The organism is Xanthobacter sp. BG11Y11_SDJG, from assembly GCF_057364445.1.
The window spans coordinates 13,186-37,634 of record NZ_JBNFNU010000002.1 but is presented as its reverse complement, the minus strand read 5'-3'; the positions used below and the strand labels follow the sequence as shown (position 1 = coordinate 37,634).

Genomic DNA, 24,449 nt, shown 5'->3' with positions numbered 1-24,449 from the left:
GCGTTTGGCGCCCGAGCGTGCAGCCGCGGGTGCCTCGCTTGAGCACGCGCAGGTGCAGGTGACGACGACGGCACTTCTTCTTGATCAACGTCGCATGGCCGAGGGAGAGAAGGCGCGCGCCAGAGCTCAACTTCTCGATGGCGAGGCGACAGCAAGCCACCGGACTCGGATCAATGAGGCTTGCCGGACCACCCGTGAGGCGCTCGCGCTCGCGCGCGAGACGAAATCCGCCACCGATGCAGCGTTCCAGGCGGCCGGCGCTCGTTGCGACGAGGCCGCCGCTGGATTGGAGACCGCCAAAGGCCGCAGTGCTTTAGCCGAAGAGGCATTCAACGCTGCGTGCCTGGATATTGCTCGCTCGTCAGACCAGGTTGCCGCGCTGATCGCAGCCGACCCAGCTTTGAGCAGAGCGTTGCGGGTCCGAATTCAGGAGATCGACCGAGGCGTGAACGATGCCGGCACCGCAGTGCTTACGCGCCACAATGACTTACACCGGGCGTTGGAAGGTTTCGACGAGACCACCGATGCAGAGGCGTTGGCCGCAGTCGTCGCGGCGTTGGCAACAGAAATCGGAGACTTGCAACAACGGACAGGTGTACTTGCTGCTACGCTCGCGCGAGACGACGAGGCACGCCGCGCCGCCGCAAATCTATCTGCGGAAATCGACACCGCGAAAGCGGAACTCGCAATCTGGCAGGCAGTCGACGATGCTGTCGGCTCGGCCAGCGGTGATCGTTTCCGCCGCTTTGTGCAGGGCATCACACTCGACCACATGGTGCAATTGGCGAATGATCACCTCCACGCATTGACCCCCCGCTATAGGCTCGCGCGGGGGGCAGCGTCCGATCTCACTCTGCATATCATTGATCGCGACATGGGCGACGAGGTCCGCGGGACGCGAAGCCTGTCAGGCGGTGAACGTTTCCTGGTCTCCCTTGCGCTGGCGCTCGCTTTGTCAGGTCTCGAAGGACGATCGTCCTTTGTCGACACACTATTTATCGATGAAGGCTTCGGATCGCTCGATGCGGAGACGCTCGACCTGGCATTAGATGCGCTGGAGACCTTACAGGGTAGAGGTCAGAAGGTTGGCGTCATCACGCACGTCGCTGCCATGATCGAGCGGATCGCAGTGCAGGTTCGCGTAGAAAAACGTGGCGCTGGAAGGTCGGAGATTAGAGTTTCCGATGGCATGGGAGCATGCATGGCCTACTACGAGTAGCGCGCAATAGTATTACAAGTGACCTCGGAGTGTTCAAGTCGGAAGAGAAGGTAGATGAAGGCATGCGGGGCGAAGAGAGCGCGTTTGAGGACGGGACGATCACTGAGGGATTCGCCGTCTTCCGTGTGCTCGACGTCGAGACGGTTCAAGCCATTAGGGCCGAACAACGCCAGAATGCCCACCGCGACGCGCGGCGTTCCCGAGCTCCTGGAGAGCTTGAGGACTTTGCTCCGAACCTACTATCCGCCCCACCTTATCGCGGTGTTTGCGGGTTGGGGGCTCCGCACCGCCTCAGGGCCTCAGGGCGTCGGGCGCGAATCGATGATCAAAGGTGTGTCTCAGCATCATGCCGAGCTCCTTCAGGTCATCGCCTTGGCGCTGCCGGCCGCCGAATGGGGGCAAGAGCCAGCGGAGATGGAGGACATCCAAAAAACGATCGACGTAACACTCGGACTTGCCAAGGCTTTCGTAGCAAAGCGCATGGTTGCCGCGGCGGCCGTCACCGACCCCTTGGCCGCCACGAAGCTGTCGTTGCAGGAACGCCTGCGCCAGCATACCCAGATGGTGCGCAACTGGGGTCCCTACAGATGATGCTCCAGATCCTGTGCGACCTTTACGAGCCGCTCAACGTGGCGATGCGCGAGCACCATGGTTTCGGCGGGCTCGATGTCATTGCGGTGGCCGAGCACACCGTGGCGGCCATCGAAGCCCAGGTGAACGAGCGCTTCAGGCTATTGAAAGACATTTTCAAAGCCCGCGCGATCCCCGAACTCATCTACGATTTCTTCGGCCGCTTTCCAGGCGTCGCCGGCGATCCGGCGGCCTTTCTCTCCGCGCTCGATCCTGAGGAGTCTCTGGAGTCGGTTCGCGCGCGCCTGCTTTCGCACGCCGATCGCTGGCTGGTGGTCAATTCGATCGTGCCCGTTGCGTCCATCGCTGCGGCCAGCGGCCTTTCCGAAACCCAAACTCGGGCGGTTTTGGATCGCCTCAGCTTGATGCCGGGGGACTTGGCAGGGGAAAATCCCGATCATCTTTTCCTTGCTAACCCGGTATGGACGAGGCCGGGCATCAAGTCGGGAGACCAATATTTCTTCGCCTTCCCGCAGACGACGGTCAGCTTCCTGCATCAAATTCTCCGCCTGCTGTGCGAGGAAGCCGCCTGAAGGCCGCTTTGGAACAACGACGGTCGATTTTTCTCGAACAAGAGACGCTCCGCATCATCAGTGGGGCCCTACCAGGGGCCCTGATAAAACCCTCTGCCGAGTGGACATGGCAGAGCGGAAAGTTCGAAACCGATGTGCTTGCGGTGCTGGATCGAACGGTCCTGATCGTAGAGTGCAAGTCAGCCTCTCTGACGCCGCAAGGGTTGCGGGGCGCACCAGAACGCGTGCGCCGTCACGTCGCCGATCTGATCGCCGATCCTGCCATCCAATCGGCACGTCTGGAGAGCGTGATCACTCGAGCGCGCGGCGGTGACCAAGGCGCGCTCGCCATCACCCGCAGTCTTGGCTTTGACCCGGCCGAGATCGATAAAGTCATCCGGATTTCGGTTACGTTGGACGATCTAACCGTGCTGGCCTCGGCCGAAAGGGAGCTTAAGGCCGCCGGCTGGGTTCCCGAAGAGCTTGAGCTGGCAGCGACGCTCAATATAGCCGACCTCACGTGCGTCTACGACATCCTGACCCGCCCGTCGCAGTTTTTGCATTACTTCAGCCGTCGCACGCAGCTGCAGAGGTCCGCTGACGTCATCGGCTTCGAGCTGGACTTCCTTGGGCTCTATCTCGCCACCAATTTCAGCCTGCCGACCGCCAGCGGACATCGTCATATCGTCATCAGCGAGATGTCTCGGGACGTCGATCTCTATTATCAGAACATCGAAATCGGGCATCCGAGCGACAAACCCGCTCCACGGCTTGATCCCTTTTTCAAGGCGCTCCTCGACCAGCTCGAGACACGCCGGCCCCGGGGGTGGACTACGATGGCGCGGGACCTTCTCAGCATTGGAGACATTGACGGCCAAGCAGCCTGCGTTGAATCCCTCGAAGCGTTGCGGTGGAGTGCTTCACACACCCCGACGGATCCCGATCATCTGAACGTGCTTGTCGCGATGCCGGACGATGCGCCTGACCTCGCCATTGTTTTCCACGTCTTCCCTCGGGCGGAGCGGGCGAGCAGGGACGACACTGTTCGAAGGCTTGTCCAACACGTGCTCGCTCACCCGGGGCGGTCGCGATGCTTGTTCATCAGCCGCATGATCGAAACGTGGGACACTAATCCGTATGACGCAATCGGATTGGCCAGAGCCTTGGACAACTAGGCGGCTCTTCGACGGGGAGAGATTCTTGGCAGTGTCCGAGATCACGCGACCAGCTGTCGCCCCGGAAGGATGGGCTGCGCGCCTGAGCGCGGCGACCGAGCAAAGCCCTCAGCCGCAGAATGAGATTTCAAAAAGGGACGCTGTGTCTCGCCGACCAAAGATCCTCTATCTCGATCAGAACGCCTGGATCGCCCGTGGGGCCTGGGATAAGACTGAGCATCACCTCGTGCGCTGCGTAGGTGCTGACGCTGCGAAGAACATCCGCAGAGCTGACGAGATCGGCCGCGCTGGGCGATAGATGGCGAAACCACGTTTTTAGCGATTGAACGAAAAATCCAATGTTTTCAGAAGTGCTGTTTTTGACGGTGTGGCTGACGGTATAGTGTCACGTCAGGATTTTTTTAACGAGTAAAATCAATTAGTTGTGGCGTCAGGAGATAATCGAGTGGGAGTGAACCAGGGTGGTTTCAGACCATCCTGCGCCGTGCCGGAAATCGCACCAACCCGTTGACTGAAAAGTATTCTTCTTCCCACCCCGTCTCGCTGCGTGTCCCACGACCGCTCGCGCAATCGGGGGGCCGGATGGGCGATTTGTCAGTACATGAGACGTGAGATCTCACCAGCCACGTCTGCGGCGGTTTGCCGGAGCAGCTTCAATGTCTGCACGGTTTTCCTCGCACCATGTTCTCCAACAAAGAACATGTGGTTGCCCGGCAGCGTCGCGCTCAGCCGCTGGGCGGCGTGCCCGACATGCTCGACCAGCATCGCCCATTTTTCGGGGGAAAGCGCAGCGAGCTTTTCCGCCTGCGAGAAAACGAGACCTTCGCACAGCTGCTGGGTGATGTAGACGCCCCATGTGGAGCGGTCCGTGAGCGCGTGGCGGGCGTCGATGGCGGAGGCGTGCGTCATCAAGGCGAGCGGCGGAAAGGCGCGATACTGGGCGGTGCCGACCTCGCGCGCGTCTGCGGCCGGGTCAGGAACGAACGCTCCGTCCCGGTAGCGCATGGCCGAGGCGGCCAGCCCGACCGGGAAATCGCCGGTCATCTCGCGGGCGAACGTGTCGACCTCGAGCACCACGTGGCCCGCCGCCGCGTTCTGATCCGCGAGGCAGTGGAGCAGCCAGTCGAGGTAGGCGCCCCTGATCGCGGCGAGGCCGCTTGCGGCTGGCTTCAGGTGGTCGAGACCGGGCAGGGTATGGGGAAGCGCCGATGCCGCCGCCATCGCGACGAAGAGCTCGATGCCCTTTCCCCTGCCGCGCAGCGCGACATGAAGCGGCTCCGCAATCCGCCCCGCCATGCTCCAGCCGAGCACGATGGCGTTGGCCGGCAGGCCATTGCGGTCCATGCAGCGGGCGATGATCTCGGCGCTCTGCTCCGCCCAGTCGGTGACCGAGAACTGCGGGAATGCGGCGTCGAACACACCCCTCTTGTCGATGGGGTAGGACAGGACCAGCGACGGGAAGCCGTCCTCATGCAGCCAGTGGCACAGGAAATCGGCGGCTCTTCCCCCGGGCGGTCCATAGGCGATGCGGCCGAGCACCCCGCCTCCCGTGACGAACACCACGAGGGGAAGGCCCTCGCGCCCGGGCTCGAACCGCACCAGAGCCGGATAGCCGGCCGCCTGCGTCAATTCCTCGCCGGGATAGAGCATTGGAAATCTCGTCTGTGCTTGCGCTGGAGCGCGCCAGGTCGCGGCCAAGGCTATACCGAGCATCGCGACTTGACGACGATTGAGGTCCCCGTCAACCATGCTTGAACCCTCGATGTTCCGTCCGGCCGCCGGCACCCATCAGCCCACGTTGCGGCCTGACGTGGGGTGGATGGGGACGCTCACTTGAACCCGTATTCACGCCAGCGCCGCCGCACGCGGTCGACGATGTCCGCCGGATAGCCGTGGCGGAACGAGGCCCGCATCGGCAGGGCTTCGCCCCATTCGTCGGGCGGCAGTTCGTTGTAGACGATCTTGCCGGTGTGGCCCGAGACCTTCTCGCTCCTGCGGAGATAGGCCAGCATCGGCGCGGCCTCGACGTCGTCGAACACAACATGGCCGAGCAGCGGGTGGCAGCGCGTGGCGAAGGCCCAGACCAGTTCCTTCAGGTCGGTCGGATCCACGTCGTCATTCAGCACGATCACCTTGGGGATCACCGCCCCCGCCTTGCTGGCGAACACCACCTGCCCGATGCGCCGGCAGAGCGCCTCGCTCTCGCCGACGCCGCTGCGCCGGCGCCAGTCGCGCGGAACGGTCACCACCAGCCAGTGCAGCGCCGACTGCAGCGGGATCCAGGCCGCGGTGGCGGCAATAGCCCGAAGATGGCTGAGAATCTCAGCCCGTTCAACGCATCCCGGCCGGTGCGACAGGCGTGGACCGGGGGCGGTGTTGAAAGCGACGCAACCCCCCTGCCATCACGGGGCTATGGTCAGATCGGTGAGGGGCACCGCCTGACAGGCAAGGCAGGTGCCGGCATCCGCCTCCACCGGCACGCGGTGGGCGACCTGGCCGTCCACCAGCGCGACGGCGCAGCTTTCGCATTCGGCCCACCCGGCACCCGCTGCGCAGCGGGATTCCCGCCGCCTGCGCCGCATCAAGCAGCGAACCCGCTTGCGGCGTCCACAGGAACGACCGGTCGGCTCCCACTACGGTCACGCGCCGCGGCGCGAGCCGGGGCGGCATTTCGGGCGCGACTGAAAAGGCCTCGGTGAAGATGTCGAAGCCCGGCACGCCCCATCGCATCAGCCCGTGCCGCATGGTGGCGATGAAATCCGCGGTTCCGCAGATATAGGCGATCGGCCTGCCCGCCGGCGCATCCGGCAGGGCGCCGCTGGCGCGCAGGGCGTCGATGTCGAGGCGCCCCACCGTGACCCGGTCCGCAGCGCGGTCCGCGGCGCAGTCCTGTGCATCGGGACGTGAATAGGCCGTGATCCTGCGCAGCGAGGGAATGCGCACGGCCAGGGCATCAAGCCGGTCGGCGAGCGGGTGTTCGGCGCGGCGGCGGCAGCCGTGCAGCAGCAGCACATCTCCGGCGCGTCCGGCCTGCGCCTCCGCCAACGCTTCAAGAAGCGACACGAACGGGGTGATGCCGATGCCGTTGGCGATCAGGAGAAGCGGACGGTCCCCGCCGAGGGGAAGTGTGAACACGCCGGAGGGCGGCTCCAGCAGCAGCGCGTCACCGGCCTCAAGCTCCTGGATGCGGTGAGAGAGAAAGCCGGCTTCCCCGCCATCCGCACACGCCGGATTGCGCCGCACGGCGATGGAGAAGGTCTGCGGCGCGGTGGGCGGCCCGGTCAAGGAATAGGCCCGCGCCGGACCGCCCGGCTGCAGCCGGACCACCACATGCTGGCCGGGCAGGAAGTCCGGCAGCGCGCCGCCGTCCTCAGGCACCAGCGTCAAGGCGCGGGTCTGCGCATCCGCCGCATGCGCGGCGGCGACGATGAAGCGGCGCTCACCCTGCCATCGGCCGCGATTGGCCTCGGACAGCGGCACGATCTCGCAGCGCACCGCCCGGAGCGGCACCGAGCCGCTGACCGGATCGCGGACGGCATCGCTCAGGGCGACGTTGATGTTTGAGGTGTCCGGACCATGGCTGCCGGTGCCGGCCGGCCGAGGGGGCGCACCCCTCCCACCAGCCGAAGTCGGCCACCATCGTCGCTTCATCGAGCGAAGGGTTGATGCGCACCCGAAGTCGCGCGCACCCGACCCGCGTGCGCACCTCGGCCCAGTCGCCGGCCGCAAGGCCGCGGGCGGCGGCGAGGTCGGGGCTGATCTCGACGCCGGGATCGGGCGCCTTGCGGCGCAGGGACGCCACATGGCGATGGGAGGTGTGGACGAACCAGCCGCTCTTGGCGGTGGTGAGGATCAGCGGCAGCGCCTTGTCCTCATCGGCATAAGGCGGCACGAAATCGGGCAAGGGGTCGTGACCGTGCTCCAGCAGGCGCTCGCTGTAGAGCTCGACCCGGCGGGTCGGTGTGTCGAAGCCGCGCACGGTGCCATCGGCCTCCAGCGCCGCGAACTTCGCATGGGCGAACGGCTGCGGCACGCGCACCCCGTCGGGCGCGCCGCGCAGGTCTTCGACGGTGAGGCCGAGGGGCGCCAGCTGGTAATTCCAGCCAGCCTCGATGTCGCCGCCGAAGAACTGGTCTGCCATCCCGAGGCGCGCCGCCAGGGCCATCACGATCTCATAGTCCGCCCGGCTCTGCCCCAGCGGTTCCAGGACCTTCCGGCGGAACTGGATGGTCTCCGCCGCCTCTTGGGTAATCTCGAAGCCGATGCGCACGGCGTCGCGCTCCCAGGGCATGTTCACCGGAAGCACGATGTCCGCACGCGCGGCCGTGGGGTTCATGAACATGTCCGCATGGACGTGGAATTCGAGCGCTTCCAGCGCCGCGAGGTTGCGCACCGTGTCGGCCTGCGACACCACGAAATTGGTGCCGAAGCTCATCAGCGCGCGCACCTTGTAGGGCACGCCATCGACGGCGGCGCGGGCGAAGTCGCGGGCGGTGATCCAGCCGTGGGCGGGCGGGCCGAGCGGCAGCGCGGCAAGGCCGAGCGCCTTCTCCTTCTGTCCGGGCGGCAGCAGGGAGAGGTCGTTCAGCGTGTTGGCCGGCGGCGGGACGGTCCAGATGTTGCCGCCCTCCCGATCGCAGGAGCCGACGAGGGCGAACAGGGTGGCGATGGCGCGCTCGGTCTGGGTGGCGTTGGCGTGCTGGCCGACGCCGGTCCAGATGTAATAGGCGGCGCGGGGCGCGCCTTCCAGCAGGGCGTAGAAAGCCGCGATCTTGTCCGCGTCGAGCCCCGTCAGGGCGCTCACGCGGGACAGCGAATACAAGCGGGCGCGCGCGGCGAGGCGGCGCAGGACCGTTTCGGCGACGATCTCGCGCCCGTCCGCGCCGCGCATCCGGATCGCCCCGTTGAGCAGCCAGCGCGCGGCATCTTCGGGCGCGCGGGCGGTGTCGCAGGACTGCGGACGGCCTTGCGCGTCCAGCACGAGGAAGCCGTCCCCGTCCCTCTCCCTCCTCCCCTCCCCCGCGCCTGCCGCCTCGGCGCGCAGGAACCGCCCGGTTTGTGTGTCCACGAGCATGGCGGCATTGGTCCATGTCCGCACGAAGTCGTCGGCGAAGCGCGAGGTCTCGATCAGATGATGGATCGCGCCCATGGCGAGGGCCGCGTCCGCACCGGGCCGCATCCGCAGCCACAGGTCCGCCTGCTGGCCCGAGCCATCGGGCTTGGGATCGATCACCACCACCTTCGCGCCGCGCCGGCGGGCCTCCGCGACCCGGCTCGCCTGCGCCAGCCAGGTCCGCGCCGGATTGTGCCCCCACAGGACGATCACATCGGCATGGTCGTAGTCCGGCACGCCAAGGCCGCGCCCGAACGTGAGGGCGTGGGCGTAGTCCTTGTGCCAGCCGCACACCTCGATGGCATAGATGAGGTTCGGGCTGCCGAAGCAGCGCACGAAGCGCTCGATCCATTCATAGCTGTCGACGATGGGCGCGCCGCTGAAGGTGGTGGCGGCGAAAGCCACTGCCTCCGCGCCGGATTCGTCCCGGATGGCCCCGAGGCGGCCTGCGATCTCGTCCAGCGCCTCGTCCCAACTGATCTCTTCCCAGCGCGCGCCCTCGCCCTTCGGCCCGATGCGGCGCAGCGGCGTGGTGAGGCGGTTGGGGCTGTGCACCAGTTCCGGCGCGGCGCGGCCCTTGGCGCACAGCGCCCCGCCGGTGGGGTGGCCCGGCCGCGGCTCGACACCGACCATCCGCCCGTTCTCCACCAGCGTGATGGAGCCGCAGCGCGAGCGGCAGAGCGTGCAGTAGCCTTGGTGTCGTTCAGCCATGATCCGTCTTTCGCGCGCTGAAGGGCGTGCCGCGTCTGCGGCCGCGGAAGACGGCCGTCAGATCGAGCGAGAGGGTCGGGCGCCTGATGCGGCGCGGAGCGAGGGTCTAGAACAGCATCGGCGCATCCGCCGGCCAGGAGGCGACAACCCGGTCGCCCGGCCGCAGGTCCTCGCGGCCGAGGTCGGTATTCTGCAGATGCGCCGCCAGCTTCGTGCCCGAGGCGGTGCGCACCACGCACTCGGTCAGGGCGCCGCGATAGATCACGTCCTCGACCGTCGCCGCCAGGGCGCAGGCGCCGCCGGGCGCGGGCTCACCCCGCAGCAGGCTGACATGCTCGGGGCGGATGGCCAGCACCGATGCGTTCGGCGGCGCCTTCGTGTTCCCGGTCGAAAAGCACTCGCCGCTCTCGCACCGGAACCGGCCCGGGCCGTCGAGCCCGCCGGGGAACAGGTTGGTGAGACCGATGAATTCGGCCACGAAGCGCGTCGCCGGCCGCTGGTAGATCTCGCGCGGGGTGCCGACCTGCTCCACCCGCCCCGCCGACATCACCACGATGCGGTCAGCAACGCTGAGCGCCTCGTCCTGGTCGTGCGTGACGAAGATGGTGGTGAGCCCGAGCGCGGATTGCAGCCGCCGCAATTCGGTGCGCACCTCGGTGCGCAGTTTCGCGTCGAGCGCGGAGAGCGGCTCGTCGAGCAACAGCACCTCGGGCTTGTAGACGATGGCCCGCGCCAGCGCGACCCGCTGCTGCTGGCCGCCGGAGAGCTCTTTCGGCAGGCGTCCGGCGAGGTGCGCGAGCTTCACGAGGGACAGCGCCTCGTCCACCCTGCGCCGCACCTCCTCGCGGGCGACCTTGCGCATCTGAAGCCCGAAAGCGACGTTCTCCGCGACGCTCATGTGCGGGAACAGGGCATAGCCCTGGAACACGAGGCCGGCGTCGCGCAAGTAAGGCGGCAGGTGGGTGACGTCGCGCGCGCCGAAATGGATCGAGCCGGCGCTCGCTTCGGTGAGGCCGGCGATCATGCGCAGGGTTGTCGTCTTGCCGCAGCCGGAGGGACCAAGAAAGGCGATGAACTCGCCCTGGCCGATCTCCAGGCAGACGCGGTCGACGGTCACCAGCGCACCGTGGCGCTTCACGAGGTCCCGGAGGAGGATGCTCGACATCTTCGTTCCTCAGAATGCGCGCGCGAGCTTGAAGTAGCGGTCGGTCAGGACGAGGCCCGCCGAGATGATGGCGATCTGGACGGTGGCGACCGCGGCGATGGTCGGGTCGATGCTCCACTCCAGATAGTTGACGATGACGATGGGCAGCGTCGTCATGCCCGGCCCCACCAGGAACAGCGATTTCTCGAGGTCCACGAAGGAGGCGATGAAGGCGAACAGCGCGCCCGCCACCACCCCGGGCCGGATGAGAGGCCATGTCACCAGCCGGAACGCGGTGAACGGCCGCGCCCCCATGGTGAGCGCGGCTTCCTTCAGTTGTGGATCAAGGCCCACCAGCGAGGCCGTCACCAGCCGCACCGTCCAGGGCAGCGCGATCAGGCTGTGGGCAAGGGCGAGGCCCCAAAATGTCATGGCCACCTGGACGCCGCTCGCCAGTTCCACCTCGATCAGGAACATATAGAGCGCCGCCCCGGCGACGATGCCAGGCACGATGAGCGGCGCCAGCAGGAGCGACTGGATCGCCTCGCGTCCGGGGAAGCGCCCCCGGGCCAGCACGAGGGCCGCCGGCACGCCGACGACAAGGCTCACCAGCGTCGCGACGACGCCCAGCTCCAGGCTGGTGATGAAGCCATCGCGGAACTGGGGCATCGCCGCTGCGGCCCGGTACCAGTCGAAGGTGTAGCCGGTCGGCGGGAAGCTGATGATCTTGTTCTCGAAGAAACTGACCCAGATGATCGCCGCCAGCGGCGAGAGCACCATGACGAAGGCCGCGACACAGCCGCCAACGACGACCGGCCAGAACGATCTGTCCGACAGGGAGCGCGGGACGGGGGAGCGCGAGCCGGCCATGGTCACAGCACTCCGTAGCGCTTCTGCAGCGCGAGGCTGGAGGCGACGCTGAGCGCCAGCGTCACGGCCATCAGCACCAGAGCCATGGTGGCGGCGAACGGCCAGTTGTACACCTTGATCGCCTGCTCGAAGACCTTCGGCGCCATCATCTGGAACGACGGGCCACCGATGAGGACCGGCGTCGCATAAGCGTTCATCGCCAGCACGAAGCACAAGAGGCAACCGGAAAAGATCCCCGGCATGGCGAGCGGAAGGGTCACGCGGAAGAATGCCGTCCACGGCGGCGCGCCCATGGTCTGGGCGGCTTCCTCATAGGTCGTGCCGATGGTCTCGAACACGCTCTCGAGCGAGATCACCATGAACGGCAGCAGCACGGCGATGAGGCCGATGACCACCGCCGATCCGGTGTAGAGGATGCGGACCGGCTCGGCGATCAACCCGGCGGACAGGAGCGCCGAATTGATCAGTCCCTTGTCGGCGAGCAGAACCATCCAGCCCGCCGCGCGCACCGCGTTGCCCATGAGCAGCGGAATGATCGTGGCGAGGATGAGCACCGTCTTCAGGGCGCGGCTCTGGACCCGGCTGATGACGAACGCCGCTGGGACGCCGAGCACCAGGCAGATGGCCGTGCAGCTCAGCGCGACCACCAGCGTGCGGGCTAGGATCATCAGATAGAACGGCTCGCCGAAGAAGCGGGCATAGTTTTCCAGCGTGAAGCCCACGAGGTCCGGGGAAGCGGCATCGAAATGGGCGACGCTGGTGCGGGCCATGAGGACCAGCGGCAGCACCAGCCCCGCCAGCACCAGCGTCAGGCTGGGAAACAGCAGCCAGCCGGCGCCGGAGCGCCGGCGTCGGCGGTCCGTGCCGCCCGGCGCAGGCAGCCCGCCGGTCAGGCTGCCCTCTTCGGTGATGGCCAACGCGCTCACGCCTTGAATTCCTTGTTCCACCACTCGATCCACTGGGCATCGCTCTTCGCCGCATACGGGTAGTCGACGAAATTGAGCTTCGCGATCTGGTCGGCGGTGAATTCGAGGCGCTTGCGATCCTCCACGGGAACGTCGGCATTGTCGGTGGCGACGGCATAGGAGGTGGCGAGAGATATGGCGCCCATGGGCTTGGGCTGGAGCATCGCCTCCAGATAGGCGTAGGCGCCGTCCACGTTGCGGGCCCGCTTCGGGATGCCCGCGCCGAACGAGATGGCGACGGCGCCTTCCTTCGGATAGGACCAGCGCAGGGGCAGACCTTCCTTCTCCCACTGGATGGCGCGCGCGCTGTAGTTCGCCGAGATCCAGATCTCCTCGGCCTTGAACGCCGCCGCGAGCGCCTGGTGGGAAGGATAGAGGCGCGGCTGAACCTGCTTCTTCATCTCCAGCAGGGCGGGAAAGGCCTTGCTCACGTCACCCATGGAGCCGCCATGGGAGAGCGCGGCCGCGTAGATATAGTTGAAGTAGAGCTGGTCGATGATGCCGACGCGGCCGGCATATTTCGGGTTCCACAGGTCGGCGAAGCTTGTCGGCGGCTGCGGAATCTTGGCCGGATTGTAGAGCAGGACCACGCCGCCATAGGCCGCGGGAATGAAATAGGGCCGGCGCAGCTTCTCGATGATGTGACCGGCGCTGGGAATGCGCGACATGTCGAGGGTTTCGAGCACACCCTGGGCGCTCATCTCATAAGCGTCTGCGTCGCTCAGCCAGGTCACGTCGACGCTGGAGCGCGGCAGGCGCCGTTCCGCCAGCAGCTTCGCCTTGCGCTCCGGCACCGGGGCGAGGTCGTGGATGATGCGCATGGCCGAGGCGGCGAAGGCCGGTTCCTCGAACCCCTTGGCGATGCGCTCGTTCCAGTCGCCGCCCCAGTTGGAGACGACGAGCTCGCCGCTCTGCGCGCGGCTGGGGCGGGGCAGCAGGGCGGCGGTGCCGAGGGCGGCGGCGCCGGCGAGAAGCTGCCGCCGATCCATCGGATGACCGAAGATGTTCTGGTGTGTCACGGAGTTCCCCTTAACTTCGCTCTGGATTGACGCAGGCCACGCGCGTGTCTCCGCGCTTCGGCCGGTGGTGGAAAGGCGCGCCGTTCCCCGGCGCCGGTTGTCAGGCCGCGGCCGCAGCGAGCGCGACATTCCGCCGGGATCGGCCGGATAGCCCGCCGTCGCCATGGCCCGCGCCTTTGGCCATCACTTGAGGAGGCGCATCCATGGTGCATATCCTGCACTACAGTAGCGCGTCACACGTCACGTTTTATATGGGCGCGTCACCAGCGGCAAGCGCAAAGTTTATGCAGGGACCAAAGTGCCGAATTTCCGCGCCATTTCAGGCGCCGTCGCCGTTTGCGTTGCTTGCGCGGCGAACAGTGCCGCATTATTGTAGAGCGCTACCAATTGTGCCTCCGGGGCACCAACTGCGGGCGGGTAATGGATCCGAATTTGCGTGAACAGGTGCTGCGGCAGGTGAGGTCGGAGATCATTTCGGGACAAAGCGGCCCGGGTAAGATGTACTCGGTGCCGACCCTGGCGGCCGACCTCGGCATGTCCACGACGCCCGTGCGGGAAGCGCTGCTGGAGTTGGCACGGACCGGCCTCATCGAGCCCATGCGCAATCGCGGGTTCAAGGTCGTGGAGCCGACGGTGGACGATCTGCGCAATCTGTTCGACATGCGCAGCCTGCTCGAGGTGCATGCCGCCGAACTGTTCGCCCTCAAGCCGCGGAAGAAAAAGAAGCTCATCGAGCAGCTCACCGGCCTCGCCGACGCGATCCGTGCGGCCGTGGAGAATGACGATCTCTACGGCTACCTGGAGAACGACCGCAATTTCCACATGGCCTTCATCGGCGCGGCCGAGAATGCGCTGCTCACGGAGATGGCCATGGGCCTGCGCGACAAGATGCGTCTCCACGGCATCTCCTCGCGCGCGGGGCTCGAGCGGCAGGCCGCATCTGTGGGCGAGCATTATCAGCTGACCGCCCTCGCCGAGGCGGGCAACGTGGACGGCATCCGGGAGCTCATGCGGAATCACATCCTCACCTGGGAGCCTATCTTCATGGAGGCGCTGCTGAAGAGCAGGCGAGAGACGAGCGGGACACGGGCCTGAGAACGGGCGCCGGTCGGCCAGGCCCGGCCGTTCTGCCATGAGCGGTTCCATCGCGGCGACAGCCCGAGGGGGTCTCGCGCCCCCGGAGGCTCGGCCGGCCGGATAAAGCACGCCCGCGCGTTCGTCCCCCCGCTCGGTACGGCCCCAGGAATGGGCCGCGTCAGGGACAATGGGGCGCCATGAGAATGCGCGGCATCACCACTTGTGGCGATGCTGCACAGCGGGCATCCAAATAGGCTGAGCCCATCGATCCGTGTCAGCAGCCGCATTGGCCGGCCGACAGCGGGACCGCCCGATGGACCTGGAACAGGCGCTGACCGAAGTGACGGAACGGGTCTTCGATCTGCTCTTTTCGTCCGGCATCGGCGGCTTTTTCATTCCGGATGACACGCAGAAATGGGTGGTGCGGGAGATGCGGCTGGCGGAGCAGAAGAAGACCGGCCTCGACGTCTCGCAATTGTAGAACGCCCCGTGCCGCGACCTGGCGCGGCTGGCGCGGAACCGGGGGGGAACGCACATGACGGCCAAGACCGGGAAGCCGGGCTTCTGGGACAATCTCATCGCGCCGAAGGGCGGCCTGTTCGGCGCGCAGCTCGCCGGCTGGACGCCGGGACCCGGGGCGAAGTCGGGCCTCGGCTGCCGCGTCCTCGCCGACCAGATGGTCGAGGTGGCGCCATCCATCGCGCTCGCCGCCGACGTCTACGTGCCAAAGGCACCCGGCCGCTATCCGGCGGTCATCGCCTTCGCCGCCTATTCCAAGGAACTGCAGGCCGCCGGCGCGCCCACCGGCAACAACGAGACCGGCAGCCCGCCGGTCTTCACCGATCGCGGCTATGCCCATGTGATCGTCACCCGCCGCGGCATGGGCCGCTCGGGCGGCGCCGACGCCGTCTATCTCAACGACACGGACGTCGAGGACCACGCCAAGGTCATCCAATGGGCGGCCGCGCAGCCCTGGTGCGACGGGCAGGTGGTGCTGTTCGGCACGTCCTATTACGGGCTGACCCAGCCGCAGGTGGCGCGGCTTCGACCGCCGGCCTTGAAGGGCTTCTTCACCAACGAGATGTGCACGATTTCTTCCGCCACATCGCCATGTTCGGCGGCGCGCCGCAGCCCGATTTCTTCGCGCTCTGGATGGGCGCGAACTTCACGCCCCTGCAGTTCAGGCTGCGCGTGCCGCCGCTGCTGCGCGCGGCGGTGAGCCACATCACCAACTCGCCCCTGAAGCATGTGTGGTGGCCGCAGCTGAAGAAGCGCATGACGCGGATCATGAGGACCTTCGAGCGGGAGGTGCCGGCGCCCCAGACGCGCCGCCTGTTCGCCGGTCTCATGCTCGACGGCAAGACGCGGGCGACGAGCGTGCTGCCGGCCGGCCCATCCGGCGCGCTTGCCGACATCGAGGTGCCGTTCGTGGTGGTGCAGAATACGGGCTATCTCAACCTGCACCAGTTCGGCGCCTACGATCTGTTCGAGAATGCCGGCACGCCGAAGGATCACCGCTGGCTCATCGTCGGACCGGCGACCTACGACCTGCCCGTCTATGCCTGGCAGATGGAGGCGCTCGCCTTCTTCGACCATCTCGTCTACGGCGCGGACAACGGCTATGCCGCGCAGCCGCGGGTGCGATACTGGACGGAGGGGGCGAAGGACTTTCGCAGCGCACCCGACTGGCCGCTGCCCGGCAGCACGCCGCTCCGGCTCTACCCGGCCTCCGGCGGCGCGGATGCCGACACGCACTGCCTTCACCGCGCCCCGGGGGCGGCCGGGTCCAACCGATGGGCGGCGGTGCCGCTCGGCGCCATTGTCACGGCGGGCTTCGAGGAGGTGGAGACCCAGCGCCTCACCTTCGAGATGCCCGTGGATGAGGAGATGGAGCTGACCGGCCCCATCACCCTGAGCCTCTCCTTCAGCTGCAACGAGATCGATTCCTACGTGGTCGCCCGCACCAGCCTCGTCTCGGCCGACGGCGCCTGCCAGATCCTGTCCATGGGCGCGATCCGCCCTGCCTGCCGCAGGATCGACGCGGCGCGCTCCACCGCGACCGAGATCGCCATCGACATCGATGAGCCCGAGCCGCTCGTGCCCGGCATGCCGGTGACCCTGCGCTTCAGCCTCACGCCGCAGCCCGTGGTGCTGAGGAAGGGCGAGCGGCTGCGCCTCGACATCGCCAGCCGCACCGATCTCCTGCGCAGCGACGTGAGCCACGGGCATGCGCAGTTCGACATGCAGGTGCCGCCCTATTACGCGCGCAACACCCTCCATTACGGACCGGACACCTACATCGAGCTCGCTCGGGCGGGCGATGCCAGGAGCGATCTTCATGTTTGATCCAACCGTCGCGCCGATAACCACCGCTCTGAGCGGGTACGAACTGCTGGCCGACCCCCAGCTCAACAAGGGCACGGCCTTCTCCGAGGACGAGCGCGACGCCTTCCATCTGCACGGATTGCTGCCGCCCCATGTCGCGACCCTGGACGAGCAGATCTCCCGCGCGCTCCAGTCGCTGCGCCAGTTCGAGACCGATCTCGAACGCTATGCCTTCCTGCGCGAGTTGCAGGACATCAACGAAACCCTGTTCTACGCGACGCTGGTCGGGAACCTGGAAGAGCTGCTCCCCATCGTCTACACGCCGACCGTCGGCGCCGGCTGCCAGCAGTTCAGCCGCCTCTATCACAAGCCGCGGGGCCTCTTCCTGAGCATTCCCCACGCGGAGCGGCTCGACCAAATCTTCGCGCAGCCGCGCTTCAACGCGGTGGAGGCGATCGTCGTGACCGATGGCGAGCGCATCCTGGGGCTGGGAGACCAGGGGGCGGGCGGCATGGGCATCCCCATCGGCAAGCTTGCGCTCTATTCCGGCTGCGGCGGCCTGCATCCCGCCACCACCCTGCCGATCCTGCTCGATGTGGGGACCGACAATGCCGACTGCCTCGCCGATCCGCTCTATGTGGGCTGGCGCCACGAGCGGGTGCGGGGGCAGGACTATGACGACTTCGTCGAGGCCTTCGTCTCAGCCGTCATCCGGCGCTGGCCCAACGTGCTCCTGCAATGGGAGGATTTCGCCAAGGGCAATGCGACGCGCCTGCTGGAGCGCTATCGCGACCGGCTCTGCACCTTCAACGACGATGTCCAGGGCACGGCGGCGGTGGCGACCGGCACCTTGCTGGCGGCCATCACTGTCACTGGCGTGCCGCTGACCGAGCAGCGGGTGGCGGTGTTCGGCGCCGGCTCGGCCGGCTGCGGGATCGCCGGCCTCATCCGCTCCGCCATGTGCGATGCCGGCCTGTCGGACAGCGAGGCGTCACAGCGCTTCTTCATGGTCGATCGGGACGGGCTGCTGATGGACGGCATGCCGGGTCTTGCGCCGTTCCAGACCCCCTTCGTGCAGAGCCGGCGGGCGATCGAAGGCTGGACGCTCGACCATCCCGACCAGATCGCGCTCCTCGACGTGGTGCGCAATGCCCGGCCGACCGTGCTGATCGGCGTCTCCGGCCAGGCGGGCGCCTTCGGCGAGCCGGTGGTCCGCGCCATGGCCGCGTGCAACGCGCGGCCGGTGATCTTTCCGCTGTCGAACCCGACCTCGCGCGCGGAAGCGACGCCGGCGGATGTCGAAGCCTGGTCCGAGGGGCGGGCTCTTGTGGGTGTCGGCAGCCCGTTTCCTCCGCTCCTGCGCGACGGCACCCGCTCCAAGGTGGACCAGACCAACAATTCCTACATCTTTCCCGGCGTCGGCCTCGGCGTTCTGGCGGTCGGCGCGCGCCGCGTGACGGACGGCATGTTCATGGCGGCGGCGAAGGCGCTGGCGGAGGCCTCGCCGGCGCGCCTCAATCCGAAGCACAATCTTCTGCCCCCGGTGAGCGCCCTGCGCGAGGTGGCGGCCGAGGTCGCCCTCGCGGTCGCGATGCAGGCGCACCGGGAGGGCGCCGCACCGAACGTCGCGGTCGATCAGATTCAGCAGCGCATCCGCGCCAAGGTCTGGACGCCGCGTTACGTCCCGCTCACCGCAAAGGGGACATGACCGCCGCACCCGCGCCGCCGCGTCGGCGCAGGACTTCTATTGTGCGCAAACCGAATCGAGCCGCCTGACAAAGCCGTCCGAGATGGCGCGGATCGTTGCCGGAGCGGCGAACTCTTCCACATAGACGATGTTGGCGATCAGCGTGCCGTCATAGACCGATACGGAGACATTGGGGAACTTCTTCATCCAGCCCAAGGCATACTCAAAACCGGTCACGGCCAGCCGCTCGAGAGGCCAGTGAAACTGCACCGTCTGGATGTCGGAGACATTGATGGCGACCGGCGCCTGCTGTGGGCTGCCGAATGCGCGCGGATAATTGATGTAGTCGTGAAAGATGCTGCCGTTGGCCAGCCCTTCATGAATATCATCGAAGATGAAACGGGCGATCTCGATCATGGGCCGGTCGAGGTCGGGGACGGGCGTGATGTGACCGGTGATGGCGGTGAAGACCAGTTCGGGGGAAACGTGGGGCTCGAGCCGCCGGCGCATGTCCACCGATGATCGCATGAGAATCCGGCGCGGGTGCCCGTCCGCGACGTCACCTATGGCGAGCGCGAACGCGGCCAGCAGGAGCGCGTGCACGGAAGAGCCGGTTGCATGGCTCGCCGCCTTGATCCGATGCATCGCGTCCGCCCCGATCACGACGCGTTCGAGCCGATGGGTCACCGGGCCGCCATCATGGGGGGCGGGCATGGGAATCTCGGCGAACACCCCGGAATAGGAAGAAGCCGCCACATCCGTTCCAAGCGCCGCCAGGCTGCGGCTCACGGCGTCGTCGACCGGGGTCGGGAACGGCTGCGCGCCGAGGGCCGGCGCCGCGCCGCGCACGACGCAGTCGCACATGTGAGCGAGACAGGAATGCAGCTCGATCAGCGAGGTCGCGTCGGTGATCGCATGGGACGTGAGCATGAAGACATCGAGCGCGTCATCGGCGGCGATGACGTGGATGGCATAGAGCGTCTTTGACGTGTCGAGGTCGGCGTTCAGCAGCTGGGCGTACAGGGTCTCGGCGGAGCAGCCGGCGGCGGGCAACCAGGCCTCGACCGCCGATCGGTCATCGGACCGCTCCACGAAATGCCCGTCCTCGACCACCGCGCGCAGGATTCCATATCGTGCTTCGAGCTGCGCGACGGCCGCCTCGAACTGCGCCCTGCCGATCGTGCCTGAGATGCTGCTGCGGCTCACGACGATCATGCGCGTGGCGATGTAGATCAATTCCGTGGGCGAGGCTTCCCGGTATACGCGCCGACCCGCCGGGCCCAGTCCGCCCGGCGTCGCTTCACTGAGATCATTGGGCATGTGCGGCTCCTTCAAAGAGGTCGGATCGAAACACGCAGGTCGGGGGCCGCTCGGGCGATCCGGGCGCCAGCGGCCAGCAGGTCAAGCTCTTGCGTATCGGGCAGGCACGGCATCGCAGGTTCTTCACCTGCGAAGCGGACGATCCCTGCCGCGGCCATTCGGGGATGGCTTCACGCGCCGGTCGGTCAGCGCTCCGCCACGATCCGCTGGAAATAGGGCACGAGCGCCTGCCAGTCCGCATCCTCCACCTCGGCTGCGAAGGTAGCCGTCCGGCGACCAGCGAGAGGAATTCTCCGGCGTCGGACCGAGGCGGCGCCGCCGCCACGAGCCGGGGAAAGCGCGCGGCGAGTTCGGCCGCCCCGCTTGCGCCGCACGCGGTGAACAGCGGCGTCTCGCCCGCACCGAAAGGCACTTCCCCCGCCTCCGGCCGCACCCGCGCGCCGGCCTTCGCGTCGCCCTGGGACGGGCCGTTGAGCGGGCTGTCCGGATAGCCGATGGAGACTTCCGCCATCAGCCCGGTGATGGCCCGCTGCACCGGCGACAGCCCCATCAGGATATGGGCGACGAAGTCGCGCACATGCTGCAGGGTGTGGTCGGCGAGCGTGCCGATACGGGTCATGCGACCCGAGGCCGCGATCACCAGCGCGCCGACCGGGCGGCGTTCCAGATCATAGCTCTCCAGCAGCGCCGGCGCGCCGGCGAGGCCGCGGATCACGAGGGCCAGCTTCCACGCCAGATTGATGGCGTCCTGCATGCCGGTGTTCATGCCCTGCCCGCCCGCCGGGCTGTGGATGTGGGCGGCATCGCCGGCGAGGAAGACCCGCCCGGACCGATAGGTCTCCACCTGCCGCTCGTTGATGCGGAAGGCGCTCACCCACTCCGTCCCGGTGAGGGTGATGCCCCGGGCCCCGGGCGTCCACCATCTTCTGGAACGCCTCCTGGTCGAGCGCGACCGGCGGCGTTGCGGTCGAGGGGCCGAGACTGGTGATGACGCGCGCGCGGTCGGGCGCCATGGGGAAGAACAGCAGCGGCCCGTCCTCATGCCAGAAGATGGCCAACTGCGAGGAGGGGAAAGGATATCCGCTCAGGTGAAAGTCGCCCTGCGTCCAGTCGAGGCCGAGGGTGTCGCCCTCAAAGTCGAGGCCGAGGTGATGGCGCACGACGCTGTGCGCGCCGTCGCAGGCCACCAGATAGGCATATGGCTCGGTGCGCTCCGTGCCGTCGGGCTCCCGCAGGCGGGCGGAGAGGCCATTCTCGTCCTGCTCGAAACCGAGAAGCTCGACGCCGAGGTCGGGCGTGACGCCGTGAGCTGCGAGGTGACGGCGCAACACGGCTTCGGTGTCATACTGCGGCACCATCAGCGCGAACGGATACGGCGAGGGAATCTGGTCGAGCGACAGCGCGGCCACCGGACGGCCACCCGACAGGATGTTGGCAACGGTGACCTTGTTGCCCATGGCGATGATGTCCGCCGCCGCCCCGGAGCGGTCGAGCAGCTCCAGCGTGCGCGGCCACACCGCGACGGCCCGGGACGTGTGGGTCGCCTCGGGGATCTTGTCGATGATCCGCACCGGGACGCCGTAGCGGGCCAGTTCCAGGGCCATTGTCAGGCCGACCGGCCCCGCACCGGCGATGAGCACCTGCTCCTTCATTCTGTCCTCCCCCTGATGGTGTGATTCGGCCCGCCCGGCGGGACGAGCCTGTCGATCTTGCGTCGATGGCGGCCGTGCCGATGAGGCCGCCTCAGTCCGTGGGCTGGTCGTTCCGGTTGACGGGCGGCCCGAGGAATTCCACGTGCCACTTCAGCCCGAAGGCATTGAGCGCCGCCTGGTCGGGGATGCCGTCGTGCATCACGCCGGCCAGCTCGGTGAAGAAGGCAGCCGCATCAAGCGCCGGAGCCATCAGGATGTATTGGCGCGCGGGCTTGTCGGTGACATTGCAGAAGCCGTGCTCGACCCCGCCGGGAATGCTCACCACGTCGCCCGCTTCGGCATAGAAGCGCTGGCCGTCCGCCTCATAGAGATACCGGCCCTCGATGACCCGGAAGATCTCCGCTTCGCGGTGGCGATGCCGGGGGGGACCCGCGCCCGGCGCATTGATGGTCTCGATGAAGCAGAACTCGCCCGAGCTCGCCGCCGGCGGCATGCGCACGAACAGGTCGAGCCCGATGGCGGGGATCTTGATGGGCGCTTCGGTTCCCTTGGAATGCAGGAAGGATATGGGCATGGGGAGCTCCTTGGGGCTGCGATCCTGATCCTAGTTTTCTTCCTCGAACAGCCAAATCTCGGCGGTGGGCTGCGGCAGGCCGTTAGCGCCTTCGCGCAGGCCGAGGAAGGCGGGGATGCGCCGTCGCCGGGCCACGAAGGCCGCGGCCCGCACTGAGGCCCCCTTTGCGGACCCGGTGCCAGGGACTTATCTCCACCGCGCTCGGGGCGCATCGACAGAACTGGTGATGCGCCCTGTCGTCTCTCGGCGTTCCGGCGTCGAACCGTCCGCGACCATCGGCGCCACCGGGGCCGAGGCCGAACAGATCAAGCTCGGTACAGATCCGCACCGTCGAGGTGAGGAGGTCCGCGCCAGCAGCGATCAGATGTTGAGCCGTTCCCCATGGGCCTCCGTCTGGCGGGCCTGAGGCGCCCAAACTTAGGGCGAGACGAACGACCGTATCGGACCCGCAATCGCGTTCGCGCCATCGAACGGGTCGACTTCGAGGCCCGGAGCGGTGGTGAGCAGGCTGGACTGGGGGACAACGTCTCGCGAAGGGGCGCTTAACTTGAAGCAGCCTCGCGCCTGGCATTGCACTCCCTCCAGCGTCGGGGAGAAACACCTTCCCAATCGCGGAAAGCGCGGTGGAACGAACTGGAGTCGTGATAGCCCAGCAGAAAGGCGATCTCGTCGATCTGCACTGCGTCATTGGCAAGCAGCGTTTGCGACAAATCTCGCCGCGCCTCGGCAAGCAGATCGCGGAAGCTGGTCCCGGCTTCGGTGATCCGCCGCTGCAGGGTACGCTCGCTCATCCCGAGGTCGCGCGCGACATGCTTCAGCTCCGGCCGCGCTGGGCAGGCTGCGCTTCAGCGAAGAGACGACCAGGCAGGCGATGTCCGCCTGGTGGTCCAATTCCTGAAGCGCCGCGCCGAGAACCGGCGTCATCATGGCGATCAGCTCCGGGTTATGGCCGGGGAAGGGCCGATCCAGATCGAGCGCATCCAGGATCAGGCGGTCGGCGTCGGCGCCGAACATGACGGGAGCTTTGAAGTAGGCGCGATAGCGTTCGTCATGCGGACCCGATCGGCGATACTCCACGCGCAGCGGATTGACGCCATGGCCCGTCGCGCGACGCGCGAGTTCGACGATCGTGGCGAAGGCGACATCGACGCTGATGGCCGGCTCCGGCCCGCTCGCATGGACCCAATTCAGGTCGATCACGCACTGGCGTCCCACCTCGCTCATGGTCCATACGGCCGGCGTGCAGAGGCGCTTGTACCGCACGAGCCGCTCGATGCCGTCGCGCAGGTCTCGCGCATAGAAGGCGCAAAGGCTCGGCGGTGGGTGGATGGACGTGTCGGCGTCGCGGATGAGCGTGATCCCGAGCGCGGGCTCCAGATCGAGTGTTTCGAGCGCACGCAGGAGAGCGAAATACTGGTCGGTGGTCAGCATGTGCCCCGGCATCTGGGCGATCGCGGGCAATCGCGCCTGCCGGATCAGCGCCGAAGCGGGAATGCCCCGGGCCTCCAAAATCCGCCAGAAGGCGGACGGGACCTTGATGCGATCGGCCATCTGTCTGGACATCGCGCTCCCCTTCAGCCGACCTGGCTCATGATGATGCGATCAAAGGCGCGATCGCCCAGCCAGGAGCGCAGCGCAATCAGAGAGCCGAACTTGCCCGCCACATAGCGGGTCCGCGGACGACGCGCGGCCACCGCCTTGCCGACCACATCGGCAATCAGCTTCGGCGGCGAGGCCCGGTTGTTACCGTAGCTCGCGCGCGTCGCTGCGGCCACGGCGTTGGTCAGCTTGGCATAGGGCCCCGTTCCCGAGCGCGTCACGAGGCCTTGCGCAACGACATCGCCAAAGCCCGTCTCGATGATGCCGGGCTCGATGATGATGACGTCGATGCCGAGCGGCGCGAGTTCGAGGCGCAGGCAGTCGGACCAGCCTTCCAGCGCGTGCTTGGTCGCGTGATACCAGCTCCCGAGCGGCGTGTAGATTTTGCCACCCATCGAGCTGATGACGACGATCTTGCCGGCCCCCTTGGCGCGCATGGCGGGCAGCAAAAGCTGGGTCAGGCGGGCCGGGCCGAAAACATTGACCTCAAACTGATAGCGCGCCTCGTCCATGCCGATCTCTTCCATCGGTCCGTAAAGGCCGAAGCCGGCATTGTTCACCAGCACGTCAACCCCGCCACGCGCGGAGAGGATTTGGGCGACCGCCGCCTCGACTTCGGGCGCGACGGTGATGTCCATTTTCAGCGCCTGCGCGCCCAGCGCCTCCAGATCCCGCATCTTCTCCACTTGGCGGGCCGCCACATAGACGTGATAGCCGTCGCGGATGAGGCGTTTCGCGATCTCCTTGCCCAGGCCTGAGGAGGCGCCGGTGACGAGGGCCGTCTTGGTGTTGGGGGTCATGGCCTGTTCTCCTTGTGAACGATCACAAGGTAGGCCGCGCCAAAATGCGCCTCAGCG

Annotated in this window: 23 protein-coding genes and 1 pseudogene; 9 read left to right on the top strand and 15 right to left on the bottom strand. The window is 67.0% G+C overall.

The genetic code is table 11. The features are described 5' to 3' along the window. Window positions 1-52 precede the first annotated feature (52 nt). From AC2W7M_RS00755 to AC2W7M_RS00740, 4 genes are all read left to right on the top strand, one after another. Entirely contained in the window at window positions 53-1,219 is a 1,167-nt protein-coding gene (locus AC2W7M_RS00755; RefSeq protein ID WP_486129372.1) for an SbcC/MukB-like Walker B domain-containing protein, read from the top strand. 321 nt (window positions 1,220-1,540) lie between these two features. Next, entirely contained in the window at window positions 1,541-1,810 is a 270-nt protein-coding gene (locus AC2W7M_RS00750; RefSeq protein WP_486129371.1) for a hypothetical protein, read from the top strand. After that, the gene (locus AC2W7M_RS00745) at window positions 1,807-2,382 is read left to right on the top strand and encodes a hypothetical protein (RefSeq protein ID WP_486129370.1); all 576 of its coding nucleotides are present in this window, start codon (window positions 1,807-1,809) and stop codon (window positions 2,380-2,382) included. The genes AC2W7M_RS00750 and AC2W7M_RS00745 overlap by 4 nt, the downstream gene beginning before the upstream one ends. 134 nt (window positions 2,383-2,516) lie before the next feature. Further along, a complete protein-coding gene (locus tag AC2W7M_RS00740; RefSeq protein ID WP_486129369.1) occupies window positions 2,517-3,536 on the top strand; it encodes a hypothetical protein in 1,020 nt (339 codons plus the stop codon). A gap of 594 nt (window positions 3,537-4,130) precedes the next feature. Here the strand turns inward: AC2W7M_RS00740 and AC2W7M_RS00735 are convergent. The 8 genes from AC2W7M_RS00735 to AC2W7M_RS00700 all read right to left on the bottom strand — a co-directional run bounded on the left by AC2W7M_RS00735 (window position 4,131) and on the right by AC2W7M_RS00700 (window position 13,358). Continuing rightward, the gene (locus tag AC2W7M_RS00735) at window positions 4,131-5,321 is read right to left on the bottom strand and encodes a hypothetical protein (RefSeq protein ID WP_486129368.1); all 1,191 of its coding nucleotides are present in this window, start codon (window positions 5,319-5,321) and stop codon (window positions 4,131-4,133) included. A 44-nt stretch (window positions 5,322-5,365) separates the two neighbouring features. Next, the gene (locus AC2W7M_RS00730) at window positions 5,366-5,815 is read right to left on the bottom strand and encodes a hypothetical protein (protein WP_486129398.1); all 450 of its coding nucleotides are present in this window, start codon (window positions 5,813-5,815) and stop codon (window positions 5,366-5,368) included. Window positions 5,816-5,867: 52 nt separating this feature from the next. Continuing rightward, entirely contained in the window at window positions 5,868-6,866 is a 999-nt protein-coding gene (locus AC2W7M_RS00725) for a hypothetical protein (protein ID WP_486129367.1), read from the bottom strand. A 109-nt stretch (window positions 6,867-6,975) separates the two neighbouring features. Next, window positions 6,976-9,360 (bottom strand): molybdopterin-dependent oxidoreductase, encoded by a 2,385-nt coding sequence (locus tag AC2W7M_RS00720; protein WP_486129366.1) that lies wholly within the window; start codon window positions 9,358-9,360, stop codon window positions 6,976-6,978. A gap of 106 nt (window positions 9,361-9,466) precedes the next feature. Then, window positions 9,467-10,525 (bottom strand): ABC transporter ATP-binding protein, encoded by a 1,059-nt coding sequence (locus AC2W7M_RS00715; RefSeq protein WP_486129365.1) that lies wholly within the window; start codon window positions 10,523-10,525, stop codon window positions 9,467-9,469. A 9-nt stretch (window positions 10,526-10,534) separates the two neighbouring features. Then, the gene (locus tag AC2W7M_RS00710) at window positions 10,535-11,374 is read right to left on the bottom strand and encodes an ABC transporter permease (protein ID WP_486129364.1); all 840 of its coding nucleotides are present in this window, start codon (window positions 11,372-11,374) and stop codon (window positions 10,535-10,537) included. 2 nt (window positions 11,375-11,376) lie between these two features. Further along, window positions 11,377-12,300, bottom strand: coding sequence for an ABC transporter permease (locus AC2W7M_RS00705; RefSeq protein WP_486129363.1), 924 nt, complete (start codon window positions 12,298-12,300; stop codon window positions 11,377-11,379). Next, a complete protein-coding gene (locus AC2W7M_RS00700; protein ID WP_486129362.1) occupies window positions 12,297-13,358 on the bottom strand; it encodes an ABC transporter substrate-binding protein in 1,062 nt (353 codons plus the stop codon). The genes AC2W7M_RS00705 and AC2W7M_RS00700 overlap by 4 nt, the downstream gene beginning before the upstream one ends. Before the next feature lie 345 nt (window positions 13,359-13,703). Here AC2W7M_RS00700 and AC2W7M_RS00695 point away from each other — a divergent pair, with 345 nt between their 5' ends. From AC2W7M_RS00695 to AC2W7M_RS00675, 5 genes are all read left to right on the top strand, one after another. Continuing rightward, window positions 13,704-14,453: a GntR family transcriptional regulator gene (locus AC2W7M_RS00695; RefSeq protein WP_486129361.1), complete on the top strand. Its 750-nt coding sequence runs from the start codon at window positions 13,704-13,706 to the stop codon at window positions 14,451-14,453. Window positions 14,454-14,748: 295 nt separating this feature from the next. Next, complete coding sequence (locus tag AC2W7M_RS00690; RefSeq protein WP_486129360.1) at window positions 14,749-14,916, top strand: hypothetical protein; 168 nt, start codon at window positions 14,749-14,751, stop codon at window positions 14,914-14,916. Between the two features lie 54 nt (window positions 14,917-14,970). Continuing rightward, window positions 14,971-15,654 (top strand): CocE/NonD family hydrolase, encoded by a 684-nt coding sequence (locus AC2W7M_RS00685; RefSeq protein WP_486129359.1) that lies wholly within the window; start codon window positions 14,971-14,973, stop codon window positions 15,652-15,654. Continuing rightward, window positions 15,546-16,781, top strand: coding sequence for a CocE/NonD family hydrolase C-terminal non-catalytic domain-containing protein (locus tag AC2W7M_RS00680; RefSeq protein WP_486129397.1), 1,236 nt, complete (start codon window positions 15,546-15,548; stop codon window positions 16,779-16,781). Before AC2W7M_RS00685 ends, AC2W7M_RS00680 begins: the two co-directional genes overlap by 109 nt. Beyond that, window positions 16,774-18,468: an NAD-dependent malic enzyme gene (locus AC2W7M_RS00675; RefSeq protein ID WP_486129358.1), complete on the top strand. Its 1,695-nt coding sequence runs from the start codon at window positions 16,774-16,776 to the stop codon at window positions 18,466-18,468. The genes AC2W7M_RS00680 and AC2W7M_RS00675 overlap by 8 nt, the downstream gene beginning before the upstream one ends. 36 nt (window positions 18,469-18,504) lie before the next feature. On the opposite strand, the gene AC2W7M_RS00670 is transcribed toward AC2W7M_RS00675, so the two are convergent. From AC2W7M_RS00670 to AC2W7M_RS00640, 7 genes and pseudogenes are all read right to left on the bottom strand, one after another. After that, window positions 18,505-19,767, bottom strand: coding sequence for a phthiocerol/phthiodiolone dimycocerosyl transferase family protein (locus tag AC2W7M_RS00670; RefSeq protein ID WP_486129357.1), 1,263 nt, complete (start codon window positions 19,765-19,767; stop codon window positions 18,505-18,507). After that, the gene (locus AC2W7M_RS00665) at window positions 19,757-20,809 is read right to left on the bottom strand and encodes an FAD-dependent monooxygenase (protein WP_486129356.1); all 1,053 of its coding nucleotides are present in this window, start codon (window positions 20,807-20,809) and stop codon (window positions 19,757-19,759) included. Before AC2W7M_RS00665 ends, AC2W7M_RS00670 begins: the two co-directional genes overlap by 11 nt. 37 nt (window positions 20,810-20,846) lie before the next feature. Further along, window positions 20,847-21,419: pseudogene (locus tag AC2W7M_RS00660) on the bottom strand (FAD-dependent monooxygenase); the annotation flags it as partial. 91 nt (window positions 21,420-21,510) lie between these two features. Then, window positions 21,511-21,993, bottom strand: a complete 483-nt coding sequence (locus tag AC2W7M_RS00655; RefSeq protein WP_209484994.1) for a cupin domain-containing protein — start codon at window positions 21,991-21,993, stop codon at window positions 21,511-21,513. A gap of 542 nt (window positions 21,994-22,535) precedes the next feature. Then, complete coding sequence (locus AC2W7M_RS00650) at window positions 22,536-22,784, bottom strand: helix-turn-helix transcriptional regulator (RefSeq protein ID WP_486129355.1); 249 nt, start codon at window positions 22,782-22,784, stop codon at window positions 22,536-22,538. Further along, window positions 22,678-23,556 (bottom strand): AraC family transcriptional regulator ligand-binding domain-containing protein, encoded by an 879-nt coding sequence (locus AC2W7M_RS00645; RefSeq protein ID WP_486129354.1) that lies wholly within the window; start codon window positions 23,554-23,556, stop codon window positions 22,678-22,680. Before AC2W7M_RS00645 ends, AC2W7M_RS00650 begins: the two co-directional genes overlap by 107 nt. Before the next feature lie 11 nt (window positions 23,557-23,567). Beyond that, a complete protein-coding gene (locus tag AC2W7M_RS00640) occupies window positions 23,568-24,392 on the bottom strand; it encodes an oxidoreductase (RefSeq protein WP_486129353.1) in 825 nt (274 codons plus the stop codon). Window positions 24,393-24,449 lie beyond the last annotated feature (57 nt).

Coding starts and splice junctions, on each gene's coding strand:
- AC2W7M_RS00675 (WP_486129358.1), top strand. CDS start 16,774: ATGTTTGATCCAACCGTCGCGCCGATAACCACCGCTCTGAGCGGGTAC.
- AC2W7M_RS00690 (WP_486129360.1), top strand. CDS start 14,749: ATGGACCTGGAACAGGCGCTGACCGAAGTGACGGAACGGGTCTTCGAT.
- AC2W7M_RS00745 (WP_486129370.1), top strand. CDS start 1,807: ATGATGCTCCAGATCCTGTGCGACCTTTACGAGCCGCTCAACGTGGCG.
- AC2W7M_RS00640 (WP_486129353.1), bottom strand. CDS start 24,392: ATGACCCCCAACACCAAGACGGCCCTCGTCACCGGCGCCTCCTCAGGC.
- AC2W7M_RS00710 (WP_486129364.1), bottom strand. CDS start 11,374: ATGGCCGGCTCGCGCTCCCCCGTCCCGCGCTCCCTGTCGGACAGATCG.
- AC2W7M_RS00720 (WP_486129366.1), bottom strand. CDS start 9,360: ATGGCTGAACGACACCAAGGCTACTGCACGCTCTGCCGCTCGCGCTGC.
- AC2W7M_RS00715 (WP_486129365.1), bottom strand. CDS start 10,525: ATGTCGAGCATCCTCCTCCGGGACCTCGTGAAGCGCCACGGTGCGCTG.
- AC2W7M_RS00680 (WP_486129397.1), top strand. CDS start 15,546: ATGTTCGGCGGCGCGCCGCAGCCCGATTTCTTCGCGCTCTGGATGGGC.
- AC2W7M_RS00750 (WP_486129371.1), top strand. CDS start 1,541: ATGATCAAAGGTGTGTCTCAGCATCATGCCGAGCTCCTTCAGGTCATC.
- AC2W7M_RS00645 (WP_486129354.1), bottom strand. CDS start 23,556: ATGTCCAGACAGATGGCCGATCGCATCAAGGTCCCGTCCGCCTTCTGG.
- AC2W7M_RS00655 (WP_209484994.1), bottom strand. CDS start 21,993: ATGCCCATATCCTTCCTGCATTCCAAGGGAACCGAAGCGCCCATCAAG.
- AC2W7M_RS00685 (WP_486129359.1), top strand. CDS start 14,971: ATGACGGCCAAGACCGGGAAGCCGGGCTTCTGGGACAATCTCATCGCG.
- AC2W7M_RS00665 (WP_486129356.1), bottom strand. CDS start 20,809: ATGAGGACGGGCCGCTGCTGTTCTTCCCCATGGCGCCCGACCGCGCGC.
- AC2W7M_RS00650 (WP_486129355.1), bottom strand. CDS start 22,784: ATGAGCGAGCGTACCCTGCAGCGGCGGATCACCGAAGCCGGGACCAGC.
- AC2W7M_RS00670 (WP_486129357.1), bottom strand. CDS start 19,767: ATGCCCAATGATCTCAGTGAAGCGACGCCGGGCGGACTGGGCCCGGCG.